General features: G+C 60.0%; 21 protein-coding genes. 8 read left to right on the top strand and 13 right to left on the bottom strand.

Annotated elements, in window-relative coordinates:
• Positions 1–27: 27 nt before the first annotated feature.
• The 8 genes from hutG to ftsY form a co-directional block, all read right to left on the bottom strand.
• Positions 28–990 (bottom strand): formimidoylglutamase, encoded by a 963-nt coding sequence (gene hutG / locus I6L47_RS15680; protein ID WP_216947817.1) that lies wholly within the window; start codon positions 988–990, stop codon positions 28–30.
• Positions 983–2,218, bottom strand: a complete 1,236-nt coding sequence (hutI, locus tag I6L47_RS15675) for an imidazolonepropionase (protein WP_254204754.1) — start codon at positions 2,216–2,218, stop codon at positions 983–985. The genes hutG and hutI overlap by 8 nt, the downstream gene beginning before the upstream one ends.
• Before the next feature lie 154 nt (positions 2,219–2,372).
• The gene (gene hutC / locus I6L47_RS15670; protein WP_041202413.1) at positions 2,373–3,077 is read right to left on the bottom strand and encodes a histidine utilization repressor; all 705 of its coding nucleotides are present in this window, start codon (positions 3,075–3,077) and stop codon (positions 2,373–2,375) included.
• 11 nt (positions 3,078–3,088) lie between these two features.
• Positions 3,089–3,748 carry a carbonate dehydratase gene (gene can, locus I6L47_RS15665; RefSeq protein WP_042076162.1) on the bottom strand — a complete coding sequence of 220 codons (660 nt, stop codon included), beginning with the start codon at positions 3,746–3,748 and terminating at the stop codon, positions 3,089–3,091.
• A gap of 125 nt (positions 3,749–3,873) precedes the next feature.
• Positions 3,874–4,731: an RNA polymerase sigma factor RpoH gene (gene rpoH, locus I6L47_RS15660; protein WP_216947816.1), complete on the bottom strand. Its 858-nt coding sequence runs from the start codon at positions 4,729–4,731 to the stop codon at positions 3,874–3,876.
• Between the two features lie 451 nt (positions 4,732–5,182).
• Positions 5,183–6,136 (bottom strand): permease-like cell division protein FtsX, encoded by a 954-nt coding sequence (gene ftsX / locus I6L47_RS15655; RefSeq protein ID WP_005339996.1) that lies wholly within the window; start codon positions 6,134–6,136, stop codon positions 5,183–5,185.
• Positions 6,136–6,804, bottom strand: a complete 669-nt coding sequence (ftsE, locus tag I6L47_RS15650) for a cell division ATP-binding protein FtsE (RefSeq protein ID WP_005339995.1) — start codon at positions 6,802–6,804, stop codon at positions 6,136–6,138. The genes ftsX and ftsE overlap by 1 nt, the downstream gene beginning before the upstream one ends.
• Before the next feature lie 89 nt (positions 6,805–6,893).
• Positions 6,894–8,699, bottom strand: coding sequence for a signal recognition particle-docking protein FtsY (ftsY, locus tag I6L47_RS15645; RefSeq protein WP_216947814.1), 1,806 nt, complete (start codon positions 8,697–8,699; stop codon positions 6,894–6,896).
• 110 nt (positions 8,700–8,809) lie between these two features.
• On the opposite strand from ftsY, the gene rsmD reads away from it, so the two are divergent.
• Positions 8,810–9,439, top strand: a complete 630-nt coding sequence (rsmD, locus tag I6L47_RS15640) for a 16S rRNA (guanine(966)-N(2))-methyltransferase RsmD (RefSeq protein WP_088870315.1) — start codon at positions 8,810–8,812, stop codon at positions 9,437–9,439.
• Positions 9,423–9,734, top strand: coding sequence for a DUF1145 domain-containing protein (locus I6L47_RS15635; RefSeq protein WP_005342853.1), 312 nt, complete (start codon positions 9,423–9,425; stop codon positions 9,732–9,734). Before rsmD ends, I6L47_RS15635 begins: the two co-directional genes overlap by 17 nt.
• A gap of 855 nt (positions 9,735–10,589) precedes the next feature.
• On the opposite strand, the gene I6L47_RS15630 is transcribed toward I6L47_RS15635, so the two are convergent.
• From I6L47_RS15630 to I6L47_RS15610, 5 genes are all read right to left on the bottom strand, one after another.
• Entirely contained in the window at positions 10,590–11,576 is a 987-nt protein-coding gene (locus I6L47_RS15630) for a YafY family protein (RefSeq protein ID WP_005339987.1), read from the bottom strand.
• Between the two features lie 287 nt (positions 11,577–11,863).
• Entirely contained in the window at positions 11,864–12,250 is a 387-nt protein-coding gene (locus I6L47_RS15625; protein ID WP_042081419.1) for a SirB2 family protein, read from the bottom strand.
• On the bottom strand, positions 12,247–14,100 hold the full coding sequence (locus I6L47_RS15620) for a monovalent cation:proton antiporter-2 (CPA2) family protein (protein WP_216947812.1): 1,854 nt from the start codon (positions 14,098–14,100) through the stop codon (positions 12,247–12,249). Before I6L47_RS15620 ends, I6L47_RS15625 begins: the two co-directional genes overlap by 4 nt.
• Positions 14,101–14,167: 67 nt before the next feature.
• A complete protein-coding gene (locus I6L47_RS15615) occupies positions 14,168–14,764 on the bottom strand; it encodes an NAD(P)H-dependent oxidoreductase (protein WP_005339958.1) in 597 nt (198 codons plus the stop codon).
• 101 nt (positions 14,765–14,865) lie between these two features.
• Positions 14,866–15,708, bottom strand: coding sequence for a LysR family transcriptional regulator (locus tag I6L47_RS15610; RefSeq protein WP_005342847.1), 843 nt, complete (start codon positions 15,706–15,708; stop codon positions 14,866–14,868).
• Positions 15,709–15,850: 142 nt separating this feature from the next.
• Between I6L47_RS15610 and I6L47_RS15605 the strand changes: the two genes are divergently transcribed.
• The 6 genes from I6L47_RS15605 (at position 15,851) to I6L47_RS15580 (ending at position 23,895) form a co-directional block, all read left to right on the top strand.
• Positions 15,851–16,573 (top strand): SDR family oxidoreductase, encoded by a 723-nt coding sequence (locus I6L47_RS15605; RefSeq protein ID WP_005348556.1) that lies wholly within the window; start codon positions 15,851–15,853, stop codon positions 16,571–16,573.
• 88 nt (positions 16,574–16,661) lie between these two features.
• Complete coding sequence (locus I6L47_RS15600; RefSeq protein WP_005357652.1) at positions 16,662–16,985, top strand: hypothetical protein; 324 nt, start codon at positions 16,662–16,664, stop codon at positions 16,983–16,985.
• A gap of 46 nt (positions 16,986–17,031) precedes the next feature.
• Positions 17,032–17,463, top strand: coding sequence for a DUF411 domain-containing protein (locus I6L47_RS15595; protein WP_005348551.1), 432 nt, complete (start codon positions 17,032–17,034; stop codon positions 17,461–17,463).
• Between the two features lie 234 nt (positions 17,464–17,697).
• Positions 17,698–19,851, top strand: a complete 2,154-nt coding sequence (locus I6L47_RS15590; RefSeq protein WP_216947810.1) for a S9 family peptidase — start codon at positions 17,698–17,700, stop codon at positions 19,849–19,851.
• Positions 19,852–20,264: 413 nt separating this feature from the next.
• Positions 20,265–21,236, top strand: a complete 972-nt coding sequence (locus tag I6L47_RS15585) for a TAXI family TRAP transporter solute-binding subunit (RefSeq protein ID WP_216947808.1) — start codon at positions 20,265–20,267, stop codon at positions 21,234–21,236.
• Positions 21,237–21,339: 103 nt separating this feature from the next.
• A complete protein-coding gene (locus I6L47_RS15580; protein WP_216947806.1) occupies positions 21,340–23,895 on the top strand; it encodes a TRAP transporter permease in 2,556 nt (851 codons plus the stop codon).
• Positions 23,896–24,035 lie beyond the last annotated feature (140 nt).

The raw sequence follows: 24,035 nt of genomic DNA, 5'->3' as shown, positions 1-24,035 counted from the left end.
TGCCTTCGGTGATATGCGGCCAAAGGGTTAACGGGTCAACAGATGAACCAGTCGCGCGGCCACGCGGGCGCTGCGGTTATCCTGATCCAGCGTCGGGTTGTACTCGGCCAGATCAGCGAGCCTGAGCTTGCCGCTGGCCCGGATATGAGCGATCAGCGGTTCGATCACCGCCAGCTCCACGCCGCGAGCGGCGGGGGCACTCACTCCCGGCATAACGGCGCCGGGCAGCACGTCGAGATCGATGGTCAAATAGAGGTGATCGCACTGGGCGATAAAGGCGTCCAGTCCGCTTAGCAAGGCTGGCAGCTCGGTCTGGGTCATCGCCTCGTCCAGCACATGCCACACACCCAGCGCCTTGGCACGGGCAAACAGGGCTTGGGTATTGGCGGTCTCGGCTACCCCGAGGCAGGCGTAGTGAAACGGCGAGCCCTGAGCGGCGCACTGCTCGGCGATCTGGAAGAAGGGGGTGCCGGAGCTCGCCTGCTCCTGTTTCATGCGCAGGTCGAAGTGGGCGTCAAAATTGATAATACCGACTCGCCCCTGACCCGCCAGATGCAAGTTGAGGCCGCTCCAGCTGCCGAAGGCCACCTCGTGACCGCCCCCCAGCACCAGCGGGAAGTGGCCCAGATCGAGCGCAGCGGCGACCTGCTCGGCCAGACGGCCGTGGGCAGCGTCGAGATCATCATCGGGGCAACTCACATCCCCGCCATCGTAGACGGGGCGATTCAGGTGCCAGGCAGTGTTGGCCAGCAGCTTGCGCACCGCTTGCGGCGCACCGGCGGCGCCGACACGCCCCTTGTTGCGGCGCACCCCTTCATCGCAGGCAAAACCGAGCAGTACTACACCGGCAGAGTCTTGTGCCCCGGCAGCCCAGGGCTGCGCCTCATGCCAAGGCAGAACTTTGTCATGCCAGCGCAGGGCCAGTTCGCCATCTTCCGGATCCTGTCGTCCCTGCCAGAGCGACATATCGACCGGGTTGAACTTATCCATGGAGAGTCTCCTCGCCGTTGAAGATGCGGCCTGCCAGCTGATCGACGCCGACCATGTAGCTCAGCTCGGCCGGATGGGCGCAGTGCCAGATCAGGAAATCAGCCGCCATGCCCGCCTTGAGCTGGCCAAGGCGATCCTGCTCGCCGAGCGCTTTAGCGGCGTGACGGGTCACCCCGAGCATGGCCTCCAGCGGAGTCAGGCCAAACAGGGTACAGGCCATGTTCATGGCCATCCGCAGCGAGACGACGGGGGCCGTGCCCGGGTTGATGTCGGAGGAGACCGCCATCGCCACCCCCGCCTTGCGCAGCGCGGCGACCGGCGGCAGTTTGGTCTCTTTGAGGAAGTAGAAGGCGGTGGGCAGCAGGGTGGCGACCACGCCACGGTGGGCCAGCGCCAGGATCCCTTCCGGATCCAGATACTCCAGATGGTCCACCGAGAGGGCGCCAAAGTTGGCAGCGAGTGTGCTGCCACCGAGATTGGAGAGCTGATCCATATGCCCCTTCACCGGCAGGCCGTATTGATCCGCCGCCAGATAGACCTGCTCGGTCTGGGCCAGCGAAAAGCCGATGTGCTCGCAGAAGACATCTACCGCATCGGCCAGACCCGCCTCGGCGGCGGCCGGGATGATCTCCTGACAGATGGTCTCGACCCAGCTGTCGGGATCGTCGCGATACTCCGGCGGCACCGCATGGGCCGCCAGCAGAGTGGTCTTGACCCGGATCGGCAACGCCTCTCCCAGTCGACGGGCCACCCGCAGCATCTTGAGTTCATCATCCAGCGTCAGGCCATAGCCGGACTTGATCTCCACCGTGGTGACCCCTTCGCGGATCAGGGATTTCACCCTCGGCAACGCCAGCTCGAACAGCAGCTCTTCGCTGGCGGCACGGGTCGCACGCACCGTGCTGATGATGCCACCGCCCCGACGGGCGATCTCCGCATAGGGCACCCCCTGCTGGCGCAGCTCGAACTCCTCGGCACGGCTGCCGGCGAAGACCAGATGGGTGTGACAATCGATAAGGCCGGGGGTGACCAGCTTGCCCTGCATATCCTGCCAGTGAGCGGGATACGACCCCTTCAGTTCGGCCATCGGCACCAGCGCGTGGATCTTGCCATCCTTCACGCCGATGGCGTGGAGCGGCAGCAGGCCGTAGTCGGCCAGCTCATCATTCAGGGTAGCGGGCGTCACGTTGAGCCAGACCCGCTCGCAGTTCAACAGTTCCTTGTTCATAGCGACCTCAAATGTATATACATATTCTTATAGTCGATCTCTATGACGAAAGGAAGAGCGAAATTCACATCCTGATAACAGCATCAAACTTAGAGTTTAAGCACAAAAAAGCCCACCAAGAGGTGGGCTTTGCAACATCGAGTTGTATATACATTCACTCCAACTGAGTCTTGGAGCTTAGCTTGTAGCGGGAACCGGGGGAGAGCAAACGGGCATAGGAGACCAGATGCCCCTCCGACCAGGTACGCCGGTGCAACAACAGGCAGGGGGAATCTACGCGGATCTGCAACAATCCCGCCTCACCGGCGCTCGGCAGCACGGCTTCCACCACGTGCTCCATCTCCGAGAGGGGGCAGACATCCATCAGATAACGGTTGGGAGTCTGTTGGGTAAAATCCTGCTCGCCATAGCCCGGCAGGCGCCCGGCATCGACAAAGCGCTCCTCCAGCTGCAACGGCTCGCCATCGGCCTGATGGACGATCAGGCTGTGAAAGATGGGGGCGCCAACCCGCAGCCCCAGTTGTACCGCCACCTTCTCGTCGGCGGCCAGTCGCTGTAGCCGGATCACCCGGGCGCTGTACTCACCGCCACGCTCGGCGATCTCGTCGGCAATATTGCGAATAGCCAGCAGCGGTGACTCGGTACGCCGGTCCGCCACAAAGCTGCCGGAACCGGCGGTACGCACCAGCCACCCCTCAGCCACCAGTTCCCGCAGCGCCCGGTTGACCGTCATCCGGCTCACGGTGAATTGCTCGCACAGGGCAGCTTCGGTCGGGATCCTGTCCCCCGCCTGATAGTGGCGTTCGCGGATCCCGTCCAGAATGTGCTGCTTGATCTGCAGATAGAGAGCTGGCGCCACCATGAAGCTCCCTAGCGCCGACGGTGGGGCGGACGCATATCCGGCCAGGCGCGATAGACGTCAGGGATCTGATCCGGGCCGCTGATGCAGAGATCGAGATCGTGCAGCAGACCGTCTTTAATCCCGTAGATCCAGCCATGCACCGCCAGCTCCTGCCCCTTGCGCCAGGCGTTCTGGATGATGGTGGTGTGGCAGACGTTGGCGACCTGCTCGGCCACGTTCAGCTCGCACAGGTAGTCGAAGCGCTCATGCTCATCCTCGATAGCCTCGAGCTCTTCACCATATTTGAAGTAGACATCCTTGATGTTGCGCAGCCAGTTGTCGATGAGACCCAACTCCTGGTTCTGCATCGCGGCCTTGACGCCGCCGCAACCATAGTGACCGCAGACGATGATGTGCTTCACCTTGAGCACTTCTACCGCGTATTGCAGCACGGAGAGGCAGTTGAAATCGGTATGCACCACCAGATTGGCGACGTTGCGGTGGACGAAGACATCCCCCGGCAGCAAGCCCATCAGCTGGTTGGCGGGGACCCGGCTGTCGGAACAACCAATCCAGAGGTATTCGGGGGCCTGCTGGGCAGAAAGAGTGGCAAAGAAATTGGGATCTTCGGCTTTGATCCGTTCGGCCCACTCACGGTTGTTGGTAAACAGGTCGTTCAACAGTTTCACTTCTGCTCTCCCTAATGTGGCAGTGGCGGCAACATAACACACTCAAGGGTAACCAAAGCAAGGCCGACCAGATCCTTGCGAAACAAAAACAGGGCCATCAGGCCCTGTTTTTATGAGAGGAAGCATCAGGCTTCCATGGCATCTTTCAGCTTCTTGAGTGCGTTTTTCTCAAGCTGACGCACACGCTCGGCAGAGACGCCGTAGGTATCGGCCAGCTCCTGCAGAGTGGTCTTGCTGTCATCATCGAGCCAGCGGGCGCGGATGATGTGTTGGCTGCGCTCATCCAGGGTGGCGAGGGCAGAGCTCAGGCGACGGGTCGCGTGATCGTCCCAGTTGTCGTTCTCGATGGTCGCTGCCAGATCGGAGGATTTGTCCTCCAGATAGTGAACCGGAGCGAAACCGCCCTCTTCTTCATCATCATCACCAACCAGATCGAACGCCTGATCGTAGTTGGCCATCCGCGCTTCCATCTCGGTCACGTCAGCGGCAGAGACGCCGAGATCGGCCGCCACGGCCTGAACCTCTTCGTGGTTCAGCCAGCCCAGACGCTTTTTGGATTTGCGCAGGTTGAAGAAGAGCTTGCGCTGGGCCTTGGTGGTCGCCACCTTGACCATGCGCCAGTTGCGCAGGACATATTCGTGGATTTCGGCCTTGATCCAGTGCACGGCAAAGGAGACCAGACGCACGCCGACCGTCGGGTCGAAGCGCTTGACCGCCTTCATCAGGCCGATATTGCCTTCCTGAACCAGATCGGCCTGGGGCAAGCCGTAACCGGCATAACTCTTGGCGACATGAACGACAAAGCGCAGGTGCGACATAACCAGCTGACGAGCAGCCTCGAGATCGCCATCCTGCTGCAAACGCTCAGCCAGTTCACGCTCTTCCTCTGCGCTCAGCACAGGAATAGAGTTTACTGCCTGGATATAGCCTTCCAGACTACCTTGCGGAATCAGAGCCATAGTGCGCTGCAATGAAGTTCCCATCTGTTACCTCTTACTTTTCAATCGAATCAGTCTAACACCCTGAGAGGGTCTGTCTACTGACCGGATGCCATTCTGCGGCGTGTATCAAAGAACATGCCCAGTTTTAGACCGGCTTATCTTAAGCCTGCAGGATGAATCATGAATGAACAGTCAAAAAAAGGGGGTCACAATGAAGGACCCCCGAAAAGTAGCATGCTAAGTCCATTGTTGCGGAGCTCGCAACCTTCACATGCTTGCCAAGTCTGACGAGCAAGGCAGAGGGGCCACACCCGTATAAATGCTTCAGCTTTAATAGACTGCTTATAAATCAGAAGGTTCACTGGATCTAGCGAAGATCCGGAAGATCATTGTTATTCAGAATACTCTGACTATGGGGGCCAAGCCAGAAACGGCCCCTCTTTTACTTGATCCGCCTCTCAAAATCCAGCGATTTACTTTGATGACAAAATAATCAGGATGGTTCGATGTCGCGAATGTGGCGATGGACCGAGAACCAGGAGGCAATCAGCCCCAGCAGGGCGCCCAGCAAGATCAGATTGATCCCGTCTACCGCTCCCATGCCAACCAGCCGGAAGTTACTGTTATACAAGCCCGCCAGCTCCTTCACCACCCCTTCGCTCCAGATCACCATCACTTCGGTCAGCCACCAGGCCAGCATGCCGCCGATCACCCCGAACCAGATGCCGGTATAGAGGAAAGGACGATGAATAAAGGAATCGGTCGCCCCCACCAGCTTGAGCACTTCAATCTCGGAACGCTGGTTGAGGATGTTGAGACGCAGGGTATTGCCGACGATCAGCAACACGGCGGAAAGCAGCAGCACCGCGATACCGGTAATGGTGTGGCGCAGCAGGTTCATGATCCCCTGCAACCGGGTCAACCACTGCAGATCCAGCTTGCCCTGCTCGACCCCCACTTCGTTGTTGAGCTTGCTGAGCAGCTCGGCGGCCCCTTCCGGGTTCTGCCAGCGTGGATCCGGAATGACGCTCAGCACAGGCGGCAGCGGGTTGCTGTCCAGATAATCGAGCGCATCGCCGAAGCCGGAGATCTCGCGAAACTCCCGCAACGCATCGTCACGGCTCAGGTAGGTGACCGAATCCACTTCGGGATAGAGCAGGATCCGGTGCTGCAGATCGAGAATGCTCTGCTCCGGCAGATCCTTGCGCAGGTAAAGAGAGATCTGGGAACTGCTCTGCCAGCTCCCCTCCACCACCTCGGCGTTTTTCAGCAACACGTGGAAACAGGAGGGCAGCGCCAGACTGACGCCAAGCACCGCCAGCGTCATCAGCGAAGCGAGCGGATTGCGCCACAGCTCCCCGAGACTGGCAAACGCCTGCCGAACATGGTCAACCCCGTACATCATCAGACGGCGCAGCGGCGGTTGTTTATGACGAACGATAGCCATCAGAGCTCCTCCCCGGCCGAATACATGCGACCCGCCTTGAGGGTCAGGGTGCGATAGCGCATACGGGCGATCAGCCCCAGATCGTGGGTAGCAATCAGTACCGAGACCCCAAAATTGTTGAACTCCTGAAATAGCCGCATGATATCCATGGAGAGCTGGGGATCCAGGTTGCCGGTCGGCTCATCCGCCAGCAGCAGCGGCGGCTTGTTGACGATAGCACGGGCGATGCCGACCCGCTGCTGCTCACCACCAGAGAGCATCCGCGGCTGGTAACGCTCCTTGCCGAGCAGCCCCACCTTGTCCAGCGCCGCCGCCACCCGCTTGTTGATGTCCGCATGGCTGTAACCATCGATCACCAGCGGCAGCGCCACGTTGTCGAACACGGTTCTGTCCATCAGCAGGCGGTGATCCTGAAAGATCATCCCGATCTGGCGGCGAACATAGGGGATCTGACTGCGCTGGATATGGCTGACATCATCGCCATGAAAGAAGACACGACCATCGGTCGGGCGCTCCATCACGCTGATCAGTTTGAGGAGGGTACTCTTGCCCGCCCCCGAGTGCCCGGTCAGAAAAGCCATCTCCCCCTTGCGCAGGTGAAAGCTGACCTTTTGCAGCGCCTGATGGCCGCCGCTGTATACCTTGCTGACCTTGTCAAAACGAATCATAACGGTTCCCTGAAATTGACAAACCCCGACCGGAGTCGGGGTATGCAACACTTACTCATCACGGCTGAGCTGACTCATCACGGCCGGACTTATTCATCGCGGCTAAAGAGCGCCTCGATGAAATCGTTGGCAACGAAGGGACGCAGATCGTCGATCCCCTCGCCCACCCCGATATAGCGGATCGGGATCTGGAACTTGTCGGCCACCGCGAAGATGACGCCGCCCTTGGCGGTGCCATCCAGCTTGGTGAGGGTGATGCCGGTCAGGCCAACCGCCTCGCTGAACAGCTTGGCCTGGCTCAGGGCATTCTGGCCGGTGCCGGCGTCCAGCGTCAGCATGATCTCGTGGGGCGCCTCTTCATCCAGCTTCTTCATCACCCGCACCACCTTCTTGAGCTCTTCCATCAGGTTGCTCTTGTTCTGCAGGCGACCGGCGGTGTCGGCGATCAGCACATCAGCCCCGCGGGAGCGGGCGGCCTCGATAGCGTCATAAATGACGGAAGCGGAGTCGGCACCGGTATGCTGGGCAATCACCGGAATGTTGTTGCGCTGACCCCAAACCTGCAGCTGTTCGACCGCTGCGGCACGGAAGGTGTCACCCGCCGCCAGCATCACGCTCTTGCCTTCAGCCTGGAACTGCTTGGCCAGCTTGCCGATGGTGGTGGTCTTGCCGACGCCGTTTACGCCGACCATCAGGATCACATAAGGCTTCTTGCTGGTGTCGATCACCAGCGGCTGCTCGACCTTGGCCAGCATCTCGCCCATGTCCTGCTTGAGCAGGCCGTAGAGCGCCTCGGCATCCTTGAGCTGCTTGCGGTCCGCGTGCTGCACCAGCCCTTCGATGATGCGAGTGGTGGTATCCACACCGAGATCGGCGGTCAGCAGCTGGGTTTCCAGCTCTTCAAACAGCTCATCGTCGATCTTCTTGCCACGGAACAGGCCGAAGAAACCGGAGCCGATATTCTCCTTGGTGCGCACCAGACTGCGCTTGAGGCGAGCAAAGAAGCCCTCCCGCTGCGGTTTGTCCTGGGTGTCGTCGTCTACCTTGGCGGCCAGCGGCAGAGCAGCCAGTGCGGCGGCCTCAGCCTCCGTCGCGGCGACCAGGCGCATATCTTCCGCGCGCTGTGCCTCTTTGGCGATACGGGCTTCTTCCGCAGCCTGAGCTTCAGCGGCAATGCGAGCTTCTTCCGCAGCACGGGCTTCGGCGGCGATACGAGCCTCTTCCGCGGCGCGAGCCTCGGCAGCAATGCGAGCCTCTTCCGCAGCACGGGCTTCGGCGGCAATACGAGCCTCTTCCGCAGCGCGGGCTTCGGCAGCAATACGAGCCTCTTCCGCAGCGCGGGCTTCGGCAGCAATACGAGCCTCTTCCGCAGCGCGGGCTTCGGCAGCAATACGAGCCTCTTCCGCAGCGCGGGCTTCGGCAGCAATACGAGCCTCTTCCGCAGCGCGGGCTTCGGCAGCAATGCGAGATTCTTCCGCGGCGCGAGCCTCGGCAGCAATACGAGCCTCTTCGGCTGCCTTGACCTCAGCGGCTTGCGCTTCTGCGGCAGTGCGAGCGGCTTCAGCGGCACGCTCCTCTTCGGCGATCAGCGCTTCGTTGACGATCACCGGCTCCAGATCGGAGGCGCACTCCTCCACCACCAGCGGGCCGTGATCGTCCAGCTCGGTAGGCAAGCAGCAATCATCTTGCAAAACGGAATTCTGTGCGCTGGCAGGCACTTCGGGGGCAACAGCCGGCGTACTATCGGAAACAGTGGTATCGGAAACGGGAGCGGGGGTAGCAGTGACCTCGGGCTCAACGGTAACGGGGGTGGCTTGGGGTGTCTGTGGTTGGACAGCCTCAGCCTCTTCTTTCTTGCGGCCGAAACCCAGCCAGGAAAACAAACCTTTTGCCATCTAAAAATACTCACATCAAAGGCTGACTGCTAAGATAGCCGTCCCTTGGCGGGTCGGCATAAAAATGAACCGCCTTATACTACCACTTTATTTTCTGACGATGAAACGCGATGCCCAGAGTGAAATCCAGCCGTAGCAACCCGAGCAAGAGTCCCGCCCCGCAAGGAAAATCGGGCTTTGTAAGAATCATCAGCGGCCAGTGGCGAGGCCGCAAATTGCCGGTCAAGGATGTGGAGGGGCTCAGACCCACCACGGATCGCGTCAAGGAGACCATCTTCAACTGGCTGGCCCCCCACATTCGCGGCACCCGCTGCCTGGATCTGTTTGCCGGTAGCGGCGGACTCGGACTGGAGGCGCTGTCGCGCTATGCCGAGCAGGTGACCCTGATCGAGATGGACAAAGGGGCCGCCGACCAGATCAAGAAGAACCTGACCGCCCTCGGCAGCAGTCAGGGTCAGGTGATCCAGTCAGATGCAGTGAGCTGGCTGCAAGGCCCGGCCACGCCGTTTGATCTGGTATTCCTCGATCCGCCGTTTCGCCGCGAGCTGCTGCCGCAAGTGTGCGAACTGCTGGAGCAGCGCGGCTGGCTGGCGCCGGACGCCCTCATCTATCTGGAGCGGGAAAAAGAGATGGCCGATCTGGCGCTGCCCGCCAACTGGCAGTTACTCAAGGACAAACAAGCAGGTCAGGTCTGCTATCAACTCTATCTAAGAGAGGTAAACAATGAAGCGAGTCTTTAATCTGTTGGCGATGGGGCTGATATTGTTCTTCTGGTTTGGCGTGCTGGTGAGCCTGATTGCCCCGCTGCCCGGCAAACTCAACGGCTTTCTGCCGGTCTGCGGCGTGATCGTCGCCCTGCTGCACTGGCTGCAGGCCAGCATGATCAAGGCAGCTTGCAAACGCTACTTCGCTGTCACCAAGGCCGAATTTGTCACTGTGCTGATATTTGGCGTGTTTGGCATGGTCGACATTCGTCAGCGCCTGCAAGAGATCGTCAACGCCGCCCAGCGCGGCAATCTCTCGGACAAACCATAAAAGAAAAGGGGACGGCGGTAGCCGTCCCCTAGAGTCGTGTCGTCCTGTCCGTAGAACTGCAATGCTCCCTGCAATCCCTGACGTTATCCTAATCCTTTGGAATATCCCCTTTCCAATCCGTTGGCGTGTCCTGCGGCGTTCCTAGCCTGGCAATTCATCCTGAACTGCTTCCCTGTCTCCATCCTGGAGGTGTCCATTACCACGTCCTGTGGGGTTCCTTGCGTCTTCCTGACAGATAACCATCCGGGTTATCTCACTTCATCCTGAAGTATTCCTCTCGCATCCGGCGAGGTCCTGTTCATCCTGAAGAACGAGGTTCCGTTCGTTCTGCTCCCATCCCGAGAGTGTCCTGCCGCATCCCGCGGTGTTCCTTTATTCATCCGTGACGATAATCATCCTGATTATCGAGCTCATCCTGAGGTGTCCCTTGTCCACATCCTGCGGACTATTCCATCTTTATGCGCTGCCCTGCATCCTGCCGGACCAGCTCCGTCCTTGTGAGACCCATACTAAGGAAATGCGCACCCCGAACAAGGGCCATCCAATGATAAAGATCCGATGCAGCTCCCATCCAAAAATACGAACTTAAAAACTAATCCTTTAATATCAGCCATTTATTTAGTTTCACAGGAAAGCTCGATCATTCTGGCATGGCTTCGCGTACGGCTCAAAGCGCCAGCCTCTTACAGTCGCTATGGCAGATCTCTTACACGGGTTTCGCCCCCAAAAACGGGGCAGGAAAACGGTTCAATCCTGACGTTAAGACTTAAAAATTAGTTGAATAAATATGCTTAAAAAAACCGCAAAAAAAAGAGCCGAGACCAGGCTCGACTCTTCAACATTCCAATCTTTTAATCAGCTCAAGCGGTTGGCCGGATTGAGATAGGCCTTGCGCAGCGATTCCGGTGCCAGCACTTCCAGTTCACCGCCGATGTTGTTCAACCAGCTGCGAAACTCCGGGGTGTCCTGCACTTCTGTCTCCACCACCACACTGCGCTTGTCATAGCGGGTCATGCGCGGATTATTGCCGGGGATCTGGTTATCCACCAGCGACTGGCTGTTGGCATCGATCCGGCCGACGAAGCGGATCGGGCCGCTCACATCCTGATAGCCCTGATCGCGGATCAGCTTCTGGATATTGAAATCCTTCGGCTGGGTGGCGCTGAAGTTGGTCAGCTCCACGTTCTTGATATGGTCAAACGGAATGCCGTAGACCTTGGGATCCAGCTCGGACAGAGTGCAGAGCAGGATCGGGCCGTCCGGCTGATTGAGAATGCCGAGCGGGTTGATACGGTCGTAGCAGAGCCACACGGTGCGCTCTTTGATCACGCGCTGGATCTCGGCACTGAACTTGCGACCACGCCAGAGCGCATCGCGGATCAGGGTGCTGCGGCGGATCTCCGGGTTGCCGGCAAACGGACGCGGTGACTGGTGGACACTCTCCAGCCAGCGTTCGGCCAGTTCGCTCTGGCTGTCGCGGATCACCTGGCTCGCCTTGTCGACCAGCGGGTTCAGTTCGGTCAGTACGCTCGCTGGCAACAGTTGGCTCGCCTGATCACTCCAGGTTTTCAGGGCCACCGCCAGCGAGAGCGGCATGATATTGGCAAAGTCGTTGAGGCCGTGGCGCTCGAAGCACCAGCCATGGGGTTTGCTGCGCTCGTCCGAGGTGAGGTCGAACAGTCCCATGCCGGACATCTCCTCCAGGTCCCGTTGCACGGTACGCAGACTGACGTGGATACCTTCCTCTTCCAGTTTTACCTGGAGTTGGCTGGCGGTCAGCTTGTAAGGGCGGTGCGGGATGCAACGCGCCAAGGTCAGTTGTCGTAACAGCTTCTTGCTCATGGTGCTTGCCTTCACTGGTTTAGCGTTGACTGTATGCTAGTCGTGACTTGCGACAGTCTATGTCGCAAGTTTTGCTGCGACAACTGTCGCCATTTTCATACAAAACACACTAAACAGTTGATTTATAAAGACAATGAACTCAAAAAAGGAGCCGCTAGAGGCTAAAATTAGCCAAAAATCCCTCAAATGAAAGTTCTATCTTGCGATTTATTGTTAGCATAAAACTCCGATTAATTAATTCATCACAGAATATGATTTCAGGGGAGAGCATGACTCTCCCCTTTTGCTCACATCAGCCACGACCAGGCTGACTTGGTGATAGCCGCACCGACCATGTAGCCAAACACCGCCAGTGCCGCCACACCGGCCACCAGCTTCTGACCGCGGGCCGGGCGCTTGAGCGCCATGACACCCAGACCGATATAGAGCACCAGTGCAATCAGTTTGGCCATCAGCCAGGGTTGTTGACCCGGGCTCAACTGCAAGGCCACCGCCAGCAACACACCAAACAGCAGCAGGAAGGTGTCGTTGATATGCGGCAGGATCTTCAGCCACTTCTGCTGCAACCGATCGCTGCCGGCCAGCGCCAGACTCCAGCGATAGATAAAGAGCAGCAGACTGACCAGTGCCAGCGTCATATGCAGGTGTTTGAACATGGGGTAATAGGCAATCATTTTGCTTCCTTGTCGTCGGGTAGCCCGCTATTCCAGTTGTGGGCATGGATACGCTCCTGCCCCTCCTCGTCGTCTTGCAACAGATCGGAGAGGATCTCCCGGTATTGCAGGCTCTTGTTGATATAAGTGTGTTCGTCGTCCAGATAGTTGACCTGCTCGCGCAACAGCCAGTTATCGTGCTGCTTGAAGGTCTGCCCCGCCCGCCAGGCCTGGTTGGCCCTAAACCCAAGCTGGGTCAGGGCTTCCACCCCCAGATCGACCGCAGAGCCGAGGGTTTCCCGGTGCACGCTCTCGACCCCGCGGCGCAGGATCTCGTGGGCGTGGGGCCGATCTAGCGCTCGCGCCAGGATCTTCAGGTGCGGGAAGTGCTTCTGCACCATCTCGATCACCGCCAGCGAGGTAGCCGGATCGTTGATGGAGAGCACCAGCAGCTTCGCCTTGTGCGCCCCGGCGGCATGGAGCAGGTCGATCCTGCTGGCATCGCCATAGAAGACCTGATAGCCATACTTGCGCAGGGTCTCTATCTGGCTGGCATCCTGCTCGAGGATGGTGGTACCGATGCCGTGACCGTGCAGCAGACGCCCCACGATCTGACCGAAGCGGCCGAAGCCCGCGATGATCACCGGATGCTCCACCAGCTCCGGCTGCTCATGCTGCGGCGCGTCGCTCTGGTTACGGTAATCGAACCAGGGCTGGATCACCCGATCGTTGAGGATCAACAGCAGCGGCGTCAGCGCCATCGAGAGCGCCACCACCAGCGTCAGCAGCGAGATGGTCTCGCCGGGCAGCACCCGGTTCTGGGCGGCAAACGAGAAGAGCACGAAGGCAAACTCGCCCCCCTGCGCGAGCGCCAGCGCGAAGGTCCAGCGTTGACTCGGCGAGATGCGGATGATGAAACCGAGTGCCATCAACACCAGCCATTTGAGCACCATCAGGCCAACCACCAGAGTGGGTATCAGGAAGGGGTGTTCGGCAAACAGCCCGAAGTCGATCCCCGCCCCCACCGACATAAAGAACAGGCCGAGCAGCAAGCCCTTGAACGGCTCTATGTCGGCCTCCAGCTCATGGCGATATTCGCTGTCGGCCAGCACCACACCGGCGAGGAAGGAGCCGAGAGCGGGCGAAAGCCCCACCGACTCCATCAACACGGCGATAGCGATCACCAGCAGCAGGGCGGCGGCGACGAATATCTCCCGCATGTGGGACTGGGCGATGGCACGAAACACCGGCCGCATCAGGTAGTGGCCACCCAGCACTATGCCTGAGATGGCCGCGACCACCAGCAGGCCGTGCTGCCACCCCGCCAGCTCGGAACCGCCATTGCTGGCGACCGGCGCCATGGCCAGCAGCGGCAGGATCGCCAAGATCGGAATGACCGCAATATCCTGAAACAGCAGCACCGCAAAGGCGGAGCGACCGCTCTCGCTCTGCATCAGCTTGCGCTCCTGCAGGCTCTGCAACACGATGGCGGTGGAAGAGAGCGCCAGAATGAGGCCGATGGCCAGCCCCTGTTGCAACGGCAGACCGATCAGATGCGCCACGCCGGTCAGTGCCGCCGTGGTGAGCAGCACCTGCAGGCCGCCGGTGCCGAGGATCGGCCCCTTCAACTGCCACAAGAGGGCAGGACGCAATTCAAGACCGACCAGAAACAGCATCAGCACCACGCCAAACTCGGCGAAGTGCATCACATCCTTCTGTTCCCCCACCAGCCCCAGCAGAAAGGGGCCTATGATGATCCCCGCCAGCAGGTAGCCGAGCACCGAACCCAACCCCCAGCGTTTGGCCAGCGGCACCGCGATGACGGCGGCAGAGAGATAGATAAAGGCATCAAACAGGATCCCGTGGCCCATCAGTCAGCCCTCAGTGTGAACATCCGGTCCGGCTCATAAGCTCGGCCAACAAGCAGCCCGTGTTTCATCAGAGCACCTCCAGCAAGTCGCGCAGATAAGGGCGCCCGGCCAGTTGCTCCGGGGTCAGCTGATCGTCACGCAGGGCGCAAAGCAGCTGGCGATAGTCCTGACCACAGCGGCGCAGGGCGGCGGGATCCTTGATCTTGTGAAAGGAGTGCAGCACGAAAGGGGGCAGCCAGTTCATGCCGCACAAGGTGGCCGCCTGCTGAAATGGCAGCAGAAAATCGAGCAGCGGTCGGCTGTTGTAACCCTCGCTGCAGTAGGACTCCGGCGCCCCGCCGGTGGTGATGGCGCTCAACCACTGCTTGCCCTTGAGGGCGTGGGCTTCGGGGCCGTAGGCATAGCCATACTCCAATACCAGATCCATCCACTCTTTCATGATGGCCGGGCAGGAGTACCAGTAAAACGGGTGCTGGAAGACGATGATATCGTGCTCACAGAGCAGCGCCTGCTCCCGCTTCACATCGATGAACATGTCGGGATAGTGCTGGTATAGGTCGTGAACCGTGACCCCCTCCAGCCCCTCAATCGCCTGCAACAGCTGCTTGTTGGCCCGCGAGCTCTGCAGCGCGGGATGGGAAAAAATAACCAGAATGCGTTTCATGACCACATCACCCGAACAAAGCCTTGCGGTGCAAGGCGCGGTAAACAGAAAAGGGGAGTCTGGGGAGCTGCATCGTAAAGGTGCACAGGAGAGCGACCTTATCAGGAAGCGCCATAGCCTGCCAACTCGGGGATCAGCTCCCGCAGCGCCGGATTGAGGGTCTGGTGGGCGGGATAGCAGAGCCCGATCCGGCGAAACATCCGCGGCCCGCTCACCGGCAGGGTACAGAGACCCGCCTCATCTTCCACCAGCCCGTCCGGCAGAAAACTGATGCCGACTCCCGCCAGCACCAGCGCCATCACCAACCCCTTGCTTTCGGCCTTGGCCACCAGATTGAGGGTAAGGCGGTCACAGGCCAGCAGGCCGATAGTCTGCTGATGGGCTTCGCAGGGCGGGCACTCAATAAAATCATAATGTTGCAGCTCGGCTAGTTCGATCCTTTCGCGACTGGCCAGAGGGTGATCGACCGGCACGCAGAGCACGTAATCCTCCTCCCACAGCGGCAGAAAGATCTCGTCCTCCCGGCGCAAGGCATCCAGCGTCAAGCGGCAGTCGGCGGGTGTGGTGTAGTCGGAGAGGGTGAGATCCAGCTGCGGCAACACGCCCTGCACTTGCTGCAGCAGCCCGGCCACCCGGCGGCGACTCAAGTCCGGCATGATGGCGATATTGAGCCTCGCACGCGTCGCTTTCTGGCGAAACAGCTCCGGCAGACGGCGCGCCTCCTCCACCAGCTTGACCGCGTGGGGATAGAGATAGTGGGCCGGATCTTTCGCCACCACCCCCTTCTTGCCCCGGACAAACAGGCTGTCACCGAGCGCCTCTTCCAGCTGGCGCAGCCCCGCCGAGAGGGAGGGCTGGCTGACGTGGCAGCGCTCAGCCGCCGCCGTGATGTTCTTCTCTTCATAGATGGCGATGAAGAAACGCAGCAATCTCAAGTCCAGCATAAACCAACCATAGTTTTTTCAGATGATAACCAGCGGAAAACAATATTTATCACTTATAGATACAGTGACTATAGTGATTGGGTTCCGTGCTGGCCAGCCACCTGTTTGCTCAAACCGACTCTTGAATCAGAAGGAAAGACCCATGTCCAAATCTCTCGTCGTGATCACCGGTGCCTCCGCCGGGATCGGTGCCGCCATCGCCCGTGCCTTCTCTGCCGCCGGTCATCCGCTGCTACTGCTGGCCCGCCGGGTCGAGCCGATGCAGGCGCTGAACCTGCCCGATACCCTCTGCATCGGGGTCGATGTGACCGATACCGCCGCCATGAAAGCCGCCGTCCAGCAGGCAGAAGCCAAATTTGGCCCGGTCGGCTGCATGGTCAACAACGCCGGCGTCATGCTGCTGGGTCAGGCCGATGTGCAGGATCCCGCCGAGTGGCAGCAGATGCTCAACATCAACGTGATGGGGGTACTGAACGGCGTCCACGCAGTGCTGGCAGGCATGAAGGAGCGCCGCAGCGGCACCATCATCAACATCAGCTCTATCGCCGGTCGCAAGACCTTCCCGAACCATGCTGCCTACTGCGCCACCAAGTTCGCCGTGCACGCCCTGACCGAGAACATCCGGGAAGAGGTGGCCGATGTCGGCGTACGGATGGTGACCATTGCCCCGGGTGCGGTCGAGACCGAGCTGCTCAGCCACACCACTGACGAGAGCATCAAGGCCGGTTACCACGACTGGAAAGATCAGATGGGTGGCGTCATTGCGCCGGAAGTGATCGCCGATGCCGTGCTCTACGCCTGGAACCAGCCTGCCAACGTCTGCGTGCGCGAGATCGTGCTGGCGGCGACCCGTCAGCAACCTTAATCCTGGCTGACTGACACCATGGGGAGGGCTTGACCCTCCCCCGGGGCACAGGGTTACCATGTGCCCCTTGTTTTTTCCGAGTCATTCCATGGTTCTCACCCGTCGCCAACTCGCTCACGCCCGTCGCTGGCTCCCCTTGTGGAGTCTGGTGCTGGTGTTGATGTCGTTTGGCAGCCGGGCCGCAACCGACCTCTGTACCCTGACCACCCACTGCAGCCAGAGCGAGCGTACCCTGGAAAAAGCGATGCCCTGTGGCAGCTTTACCACCGCCCTCTCGATGACGCTGGTAGGCAGCGACAGCCTGACGGTCGCCGTACTGGAACCGGATACCCCCGACTTCGCCTCCCCCTCTCTCTTTATGCCGGACGCCCCGTGCGAGCGGCTCGAACGTCCCCCACGCATCCAGATCTGAAACGCATCCCGTATCGGGCATCTTTTCTTTCAATCTGAGGTGAGTGATGTACAAACCCCTGTTACTGGCCATGCTGGCCGGTACCGTCAGCTTTTCGGCTCTCGCGGCCGAGAAGATGACCGTCTACAAATCCAAATATTGTGGCTGCTGCCAAAGCTGGAACGAGCACATGGAGCAGAATGGCTTCGAACTGGACGTCATCGAAACCGAACAGCTCGGCGCAGTGAAGCAGCAATACGGTATCGCGCCGGAACTGGCCTCTTGCCATACCGGTATCGTAAATGGCTATGTGATCGAGGGGCATGTACCGGCCGCCGATGTGCAGAAGCTGCTCAGGGAAAAACCGGCGATCCGTGGCCTGACCATTCCGGGCATGCCCCAGAGTGCGCCGGGCATGGATATTCCGGGCCATCCCTATGAGGTACTGAGTATCAGCAACGAGGGCGCGACCAACCGCTGGTCGAGCTACCCAGGCTGACGAAAACTGGCCATGAGAGGGCACTCCCATATCATGTGAGGCACACCTGAGCGGACTCTTGCCGCTCATGGCCAGAAAGAGGGCCGCTATCGCGAGATAGCGGCTTTTTTTGATTACATTTCCTGAAATAACAAGGGATTGCTTGCAACCACCGGCAACAAGGGGCAGATTTAACCCCAATTCATGGAGCCGATGCTCAGGTCTACCAACCCTTTCCAGCGCCAAGGATGCGACATGTTTACCTTTTCCCGAGGAGTTCTGCTGCTAGCCTTTCTGACAGTTCTCCCCCCCACTTATGCCAATGAAGAGCCCGCCATGCTGACAAGCGAACATCCAATCCAGCCGCCCGTGGCCGCCAAACATCCCCGCACCCTGAAAAAACACGGGGATACCCGCATCGACAACTACTACTGGCTGCGCGACGACCAGCGTCAGGCGCCGGAAGTACTGCAATACCTCGAGGCCGAGAACGCCTATACCGAGGCCATGCTCAAGCCGACCCAACCCCTGCGCGAACAGCTTTACAAAGAGATGGTCGCCCGCATCCCCCAGCAGGATGAGTCGGTACCCTATGTGAAAAATGGCTACCGCTACCAGACCCGCTATGAGCCGGGCAAGGAGTACGGGATCTACTCGCGCACCAAGCTCGGTGAAGAGCAGGCGAGTCTGCTGCTCGACAGCAACCTGCGAGCCGAGGGGCACGAGTTCTATGCCCTCGGCGCCCTTGAGGTGAGCCGCAACAATCGCTGGCTGGCGGTGGCGGAAGATTTCCTCTCCCGCCGTCAGTACCAGATCCAGTTCCTCGATCTGGAGAGCGGCCAGTGGGCCACCGACAAACTGGAAAATACCTCCGGCAATCTGGTGTGGGCCAACGACAACAAGACCGTCTTCTATGTGCGCAAGCACCCGCAGACCCTGCTTCCCTATCAGGTCTATCGCCACACGCTCGGGACGGATCCGGCCACAGACAAGCTGGTCTACGAGGAGAAAGATGACTCCTTCTACATCAGCCTCTACGCCACCACCTCGGAAGATTTCATCGTCATCGCCCTCTCCAGCACCACCACAGGCGAAGCACGGCTGATCGATGCCAACCAGCCGGAGCACGCCCCACGCCTGTTCCTGCCCCGTCAGGTGGATCACGAATACAGCCTGGATCACTACCGCGGCCGCTTCTATGTGCGCTCCAACAAGGACGGCAAGAACTTCGGCCTCTACGAGACCAAAGAGAGCCCGGTCGATCGCTGGAAGGCGGTGATCGCCCCCAATCCGGAGGTACTGCTGGAGAGCTACGCCCTGTTCAAGGATTGGCTGGTGCTGGAAGAGCGCAACAAGGGACTGACCCGACTGCGCCAGATCAACTGGCAGAGCGGTGACGAGAAGGAGATCGCCTTCGACGATCCCGCCTATGTCACCTGGCTCGCCTACAACCCGGAGCCGGATACCAGCGCCCTGCGTTATGGCTACTCCTCCATGACCACCCCCGCCTCTACCTATGAGCTGGATATGGCGAGCGGCAAGCGCACCCTGCTCAAGCAGCAGCCGGTGGCCGGCTTCAAGGCCGACCAGTACGCCAGCGAGCGACTCTGGGTGACCGCCCGCGACGGTGTATCGGTGCCGGTGTCGCTGGTCTATCGCAAGGACAAGTTCAAGAAAGAGCAGGCCGATGCGCCCAAGAATCCGCTGCTGGTCTATGGCTATGGATCCTACGGCGCCAGCATGGATCCCGACTTCAGCAGCTCGCGCCTGAGCCTGCTCGATCGCGGCTTCGTCTACGCCATCGCCCATATCCGGGGTGGTGAAGAGCTGGGTCGTCACTGGTACGAAGATGGCAAGTTGCTGAAAAAGCAGAACACCTTCAATGACTTCATCGATGTCACCAAGGCGTTGGTAGAGCAAGGCTACGGTGCCAAAGATCAGGTCTACGCCATGGGCGGCAGCGCCGGTGGTCTGCTGATGGGGGCCGTCATCAATCAGGCGCCCGAACTCTATCGCGGCGTGGTGGCGCAGGTGCCGTTCGTTGATGTGGTCACCACCATGCTGGACGAGTCGATCCCCCTCACCACCGGGGAGTATGACGAGTGGGGCAACCCGAACCAGAAGCGCTACTACGACTACATGAAGAGCTACAGCCCCTACGATCAGGTCAAGGCGCAAGCCTATCCCAACCTGCTGGTCACCACCGGGCTGCACGACTCGCAAGTGCAGTATTGGGAGCCCGCCAAGTGGATCGCCAAGCTGCGCGAACTGAAGACGGATGATAACAAGTTGTTACTGAACACCGACATGGACGCCGGCCACGGCGGCAAGTCGGGCCGCTTCAAAGCCTACGAGGATATCGCGCTGGAATACGCCTTCATCCTGGATCTGGCCACCCCGGCCAACTGATCTCTCATGACTCCGGCCCTTGTCATTCAAGGGCCGCATAAGAATCCTCTCGTAGTTTTTCCCTCTTCCATTTCCCTTCATATCAAATTAATCTTCGGCAAGAAAATGAATGATCGAGGTCATGTTTCTCAAGATTTAACTCCGTTATTTTGCCATTTCGTTTGATTTATGTTGGGTGAATGTGCTTAATCGGAGTGCTTGCAACTTTTTATTTGGCCCCTCAGGGGCCAATTTATCTTCGACCGACAGGAGGTCGGTAGCCTCACCACAGGATGAGGGTGACTGCCGGAAAGGGGGTGATCAACTCCCCCGCTTTCGCGCAACGAGAAGAGCGGGCAAGCCCGGCGCAGAACGGGATTGCCATCAATTTATCCGGGGATCGGATAAACAAAATCAAAGAAAAGGGAGAAAAAATGAAAGGATTAACTTTGGCATGCGCCCTGTCGGCGGCTCTGGTCGGTGTCTCATTCGGTGGTCCGGTACAAGCGCAGGAGCGCTTCGTGACCATAGGCACCGGCGGTCAGACCGGCGTCTACTATGTCGCTGGCCAGTCCATCTGCCGCTTCCTCAATCGCGGCGCCGCCGATCACCAGATCAAGTGCAACGCCCCGGCCAGTGGCGGTGGTGTTGCCAACGTCAACGGCATCCGCAGCGGTGAATTCAACTTCGGCATCATGCAATCCGACCACCAGTTCAAGGCGATGAAGGGGCTGCCACCGTTCCAGGCCGAAGGGGCCATGAACGACATGCGCGCCGTCTTCTCCCTGCAGAGCGAGGTGTTCACCATCCTGGCTCGCCGCGATGCCAAGATCGCCAGCTTCGACGACCTGAAGGGCAAGCGCGTCAACATCGGCAACCCGGGCTCCGGCCAGCGTGACACCATGGAAGAGATCATGGCGGTCAAAGGCTGGAAGAAGGGTGACTTCGGTCTGGTCTCCGAGCTGAAGCCGGCAGAACAGGCCTCCGCCCTCGGTGACAACAACATCGACGCCATGAGCTACTTCGTCGGTCACCCGAACGGCGCCATTCAGGAAGCCTCCACCACCACAGATGCAGTACTGGTACCTGTGACCGGCGCCGACATCGACAAGCTGCTGGCCGAGAAGAGCTACTACAGCAAGGCCGAGATCCCGGGCGGCATCTACAAGGGCAGCGACAAGCCGACTCCCTCAATCGGTGGCAAAGCGGTGCTCTCCACCAGCGCCAAAACCGATCCGGAAGTGGTCTATCAGCTGGTCAAGTCGGTGTTCGACAACCTGGATCGCTTCAAGCGCCTGCACCCTGCCTTTGCCGACCTGAAAGAGGCCGACATGATCAAGGTGGGTCTCTCTGCACCGCTGCATGAAGGGGCTGCCCGCTACTACAAAGAGCGCGGCTGGCTCTGATTAAAGGCCCCGGGGCCTTTGTCACTCTCTTCGACACCCGTCTGCCGCCTGATTGCGGGGGCGGGTGTCGCTCTTGTTGTACTCGTTGGCACAAGTTAACCCTATGCAAGATAAACAACTCTCTACCGAGGAACTGATCGCCCAGGATGTGGGCGCTCGCCTGCCGCTGGGCCCGCTGGGCTGGATCATCACCACGCTGGCACTGGCCTGGTCGCTGTTCCAGCTCTGGATCGCCTCGCCACTCCCCTTCATGGTGGGGTTTGGCGTACTCAATGACACCGAAACCCGCTCCATTCACCTCACCTTTGCCCTGTTGCTCGCTTTTCTGGTGTTCCCGGCATTTCGCTCCTCGCCGCGGGATCGAGTTCCCCTCGGTGATATCGCCCTCGGTCTGATCGCTGCTGGCGCCGCCTCTTACCTGTTTGTGATGTATGAAGCACTGGCGCTGCGTCCCGGCACCCTCACCACCGCCGATCTGGTGACCGCCTGCATCGGCATTCCGCTGCTGCTGGAAGCGGCGCGCCGCGCCCTGGGGCCAGCACTGGCGGTCATCGCCATCGTCTTTCTGATCTACAGTCTGGCGGGCCCCTGGATGCCGGGACTGCTGGCACACCGCGGGGTAGGTTTCACCGCGCTGGCCAACCACCAGTGGATCACCACCGAAGGGGTGTTCGGCATCGCCCTTGGCGTCTCCACCAGCTTCGTGTTCCTGTTCGTGCTGTTTGGCGCCCTGCTGGAGCGTGCCGGTGCCGGTCACTACTTTATCCAACTCGCCTTCAGCCTGCTCGGTCACCTGCGCGGCGGCCCCGCCAAGGCGGCAGTGGTCGCCTCCGGCCTGACCGGTCTGATTTCCGGCTCGTCAATTGCCAACGTGGTGACCACCGGCACCTTCACCATCCCGATGATGAAGAAAGTGGGCTTCAGTTCAGAGAAAGCGGGGGCGGTGGAAGTGGCCTCCTCGGTCAACGGCCAGATCATGCCGCCGGTGATGGGGGCTGCGGCTTTCCTGATGGTCGAATACGTGGGTATCCCCTATGTGGAGATCATCAAGCACGCCTTCCTGCCTGCCGCCATCTCCTACATAGCGCTGCTCTACATCGTCCATCTGGAGGCGTTGAAACTGGGCATGCAGCCCATCGGCAACCATCAACCCAAACCCTGGCTGCGTCGCCTGACCGGCTTTGCCTTTGGCGCGGCCCTCATTAGCGGCCTGTCACTGGCGGTCTACTATGGCCTCGGCTGGCTCAAACCTGCGCTGGGTGACTACGCCCTGCCGGGGATCTCGGTACTGCTGGCTGCCACCTATGTGGCCCTGTTGAAGATCGCCGCCAGCAATGAACCACTGCCTGCCGAAGATCCCGACAAGCCGCTCACCGAGCTGCCCAACACCCGCGCCGTGCTGCTCTCCGGCCTGCACTTCCTGCTGCCGGTGGTGGTACTGGTGTGGTGCCTGATGGTGGAACGCCTCTCGCCGGGGCTGTCGGCCTTCTGGGGTACCGTGATGCTGGTGATCATCCTGCTGACCCAGCGCCCGCTGCTCAACTGGCTGCGCAAGGACGGCAAGCACGACTACGGCACCGTCGCTGATGGCGTGGTGGATCTGCGGGAAGGGCTGGTTGCCGGTGCCCGCAACATGATCGGTATCGGCATTGCCACCGCCACCGCGGGGATTATCGTGGGTGCGGTCTCCCAGACCGGGGTTGGTCTGGTGCTGGCGGATCTGGTGGAGTTCCTCTCCATGGGTAACCTGCTGCTGATGCTGCTGCTCACCGCCCTGCTGAGCCTGATCCTCGGCATGGGGCTGCCCACCACTGCCAACTACATCGTCGTCTCCAGCCTGCTGGCACCAGTGGTGGTGACGCTGGGGCAGCAAAACGGGCTGATCGTGCCGCTGATCGCGGTGCACCTGTTCGTCTTCTACTTCGGCATCATGGCGGATGTGACGCCGCCGGTGGGGCTGGCTTCCTTCGCGGCTGCGGCTGTCTCCAAGGGTGATCCCATCAAGACCGGGATCACGGCGTTTTACTACAGCCTGCGTACCGCGGCGCTGCCATTCCTGTTTATCTTCAACACCGATCTGCTGCTGATCGACGTGGACTTCGCCCACGGGGTGCTGATCTTCATCGTGGCGACCATCGCCATGCTGATCTTCGCCGCCGCCACCCAGGGCTGGTTCCTGGTGAAGAGCCGCTGGTACGAGAGCGTGCTGCTGTTGCTGGTCGCCTTTACCCTGTTCCGCCCGGGTTTCTGGATGGACATGGTGCACGACCCCTATCGTGAGACCCCGCCTGCCCAGCTGGCCCAAACCATGGGTGAAGTGGAGGCGGAGAGCACCCTGCGGCTGCGGATCCTCGGTGAAGATGCCGTGGGCAAGCCACGCAAGTTCACCCTGCTGGTCGCCGTACCGGATGGGGCAAATGGCGAGGAGCGGCTGGCCAATCTGGGGCTGAGCCTCTATGAGCAGGATGGCAAGACGCTGATCGACAACGTCGCCTTTGGCAGCCCGGCCGCCACCATGGGACTGGAGTTCGATCAGGAGATCCTCATCGTCAAGGCGCCGACCGAGCGCTGGACCAAGGAGTGGATGTGGATCCCGGGCTTCCTGCTGTTCGGGGCGATCGTCTGGCTGCAGCGTCGCCGCAGCGTCAAGGCCGGTTAATCCACCGGGCAGATGAGACAGAGGGCCGCTATTGCGGCCCTCTTTCTATTGCCTTGTTATTGCCTTGCCCTCTGCGGCTCTTGCGATGAGCAACAATCATGGAAAAAGATAAACGGTGGCGAGCGGCCAAAAAAGTGGGG

It is taken from the genome of Aeromonas sp. FDAARGOS 1417 (assembly GCF_019046985.1).
Lineage (GTDB): Bacteria > Pseudomonadota > Gammaproteobacteria > Enterobacterales > Aeromonadaceae > Aeromonas > Aeromonas veronii.
This window is presented reverse-complemented; position numbering and strand designations above follow the sequence as displayed.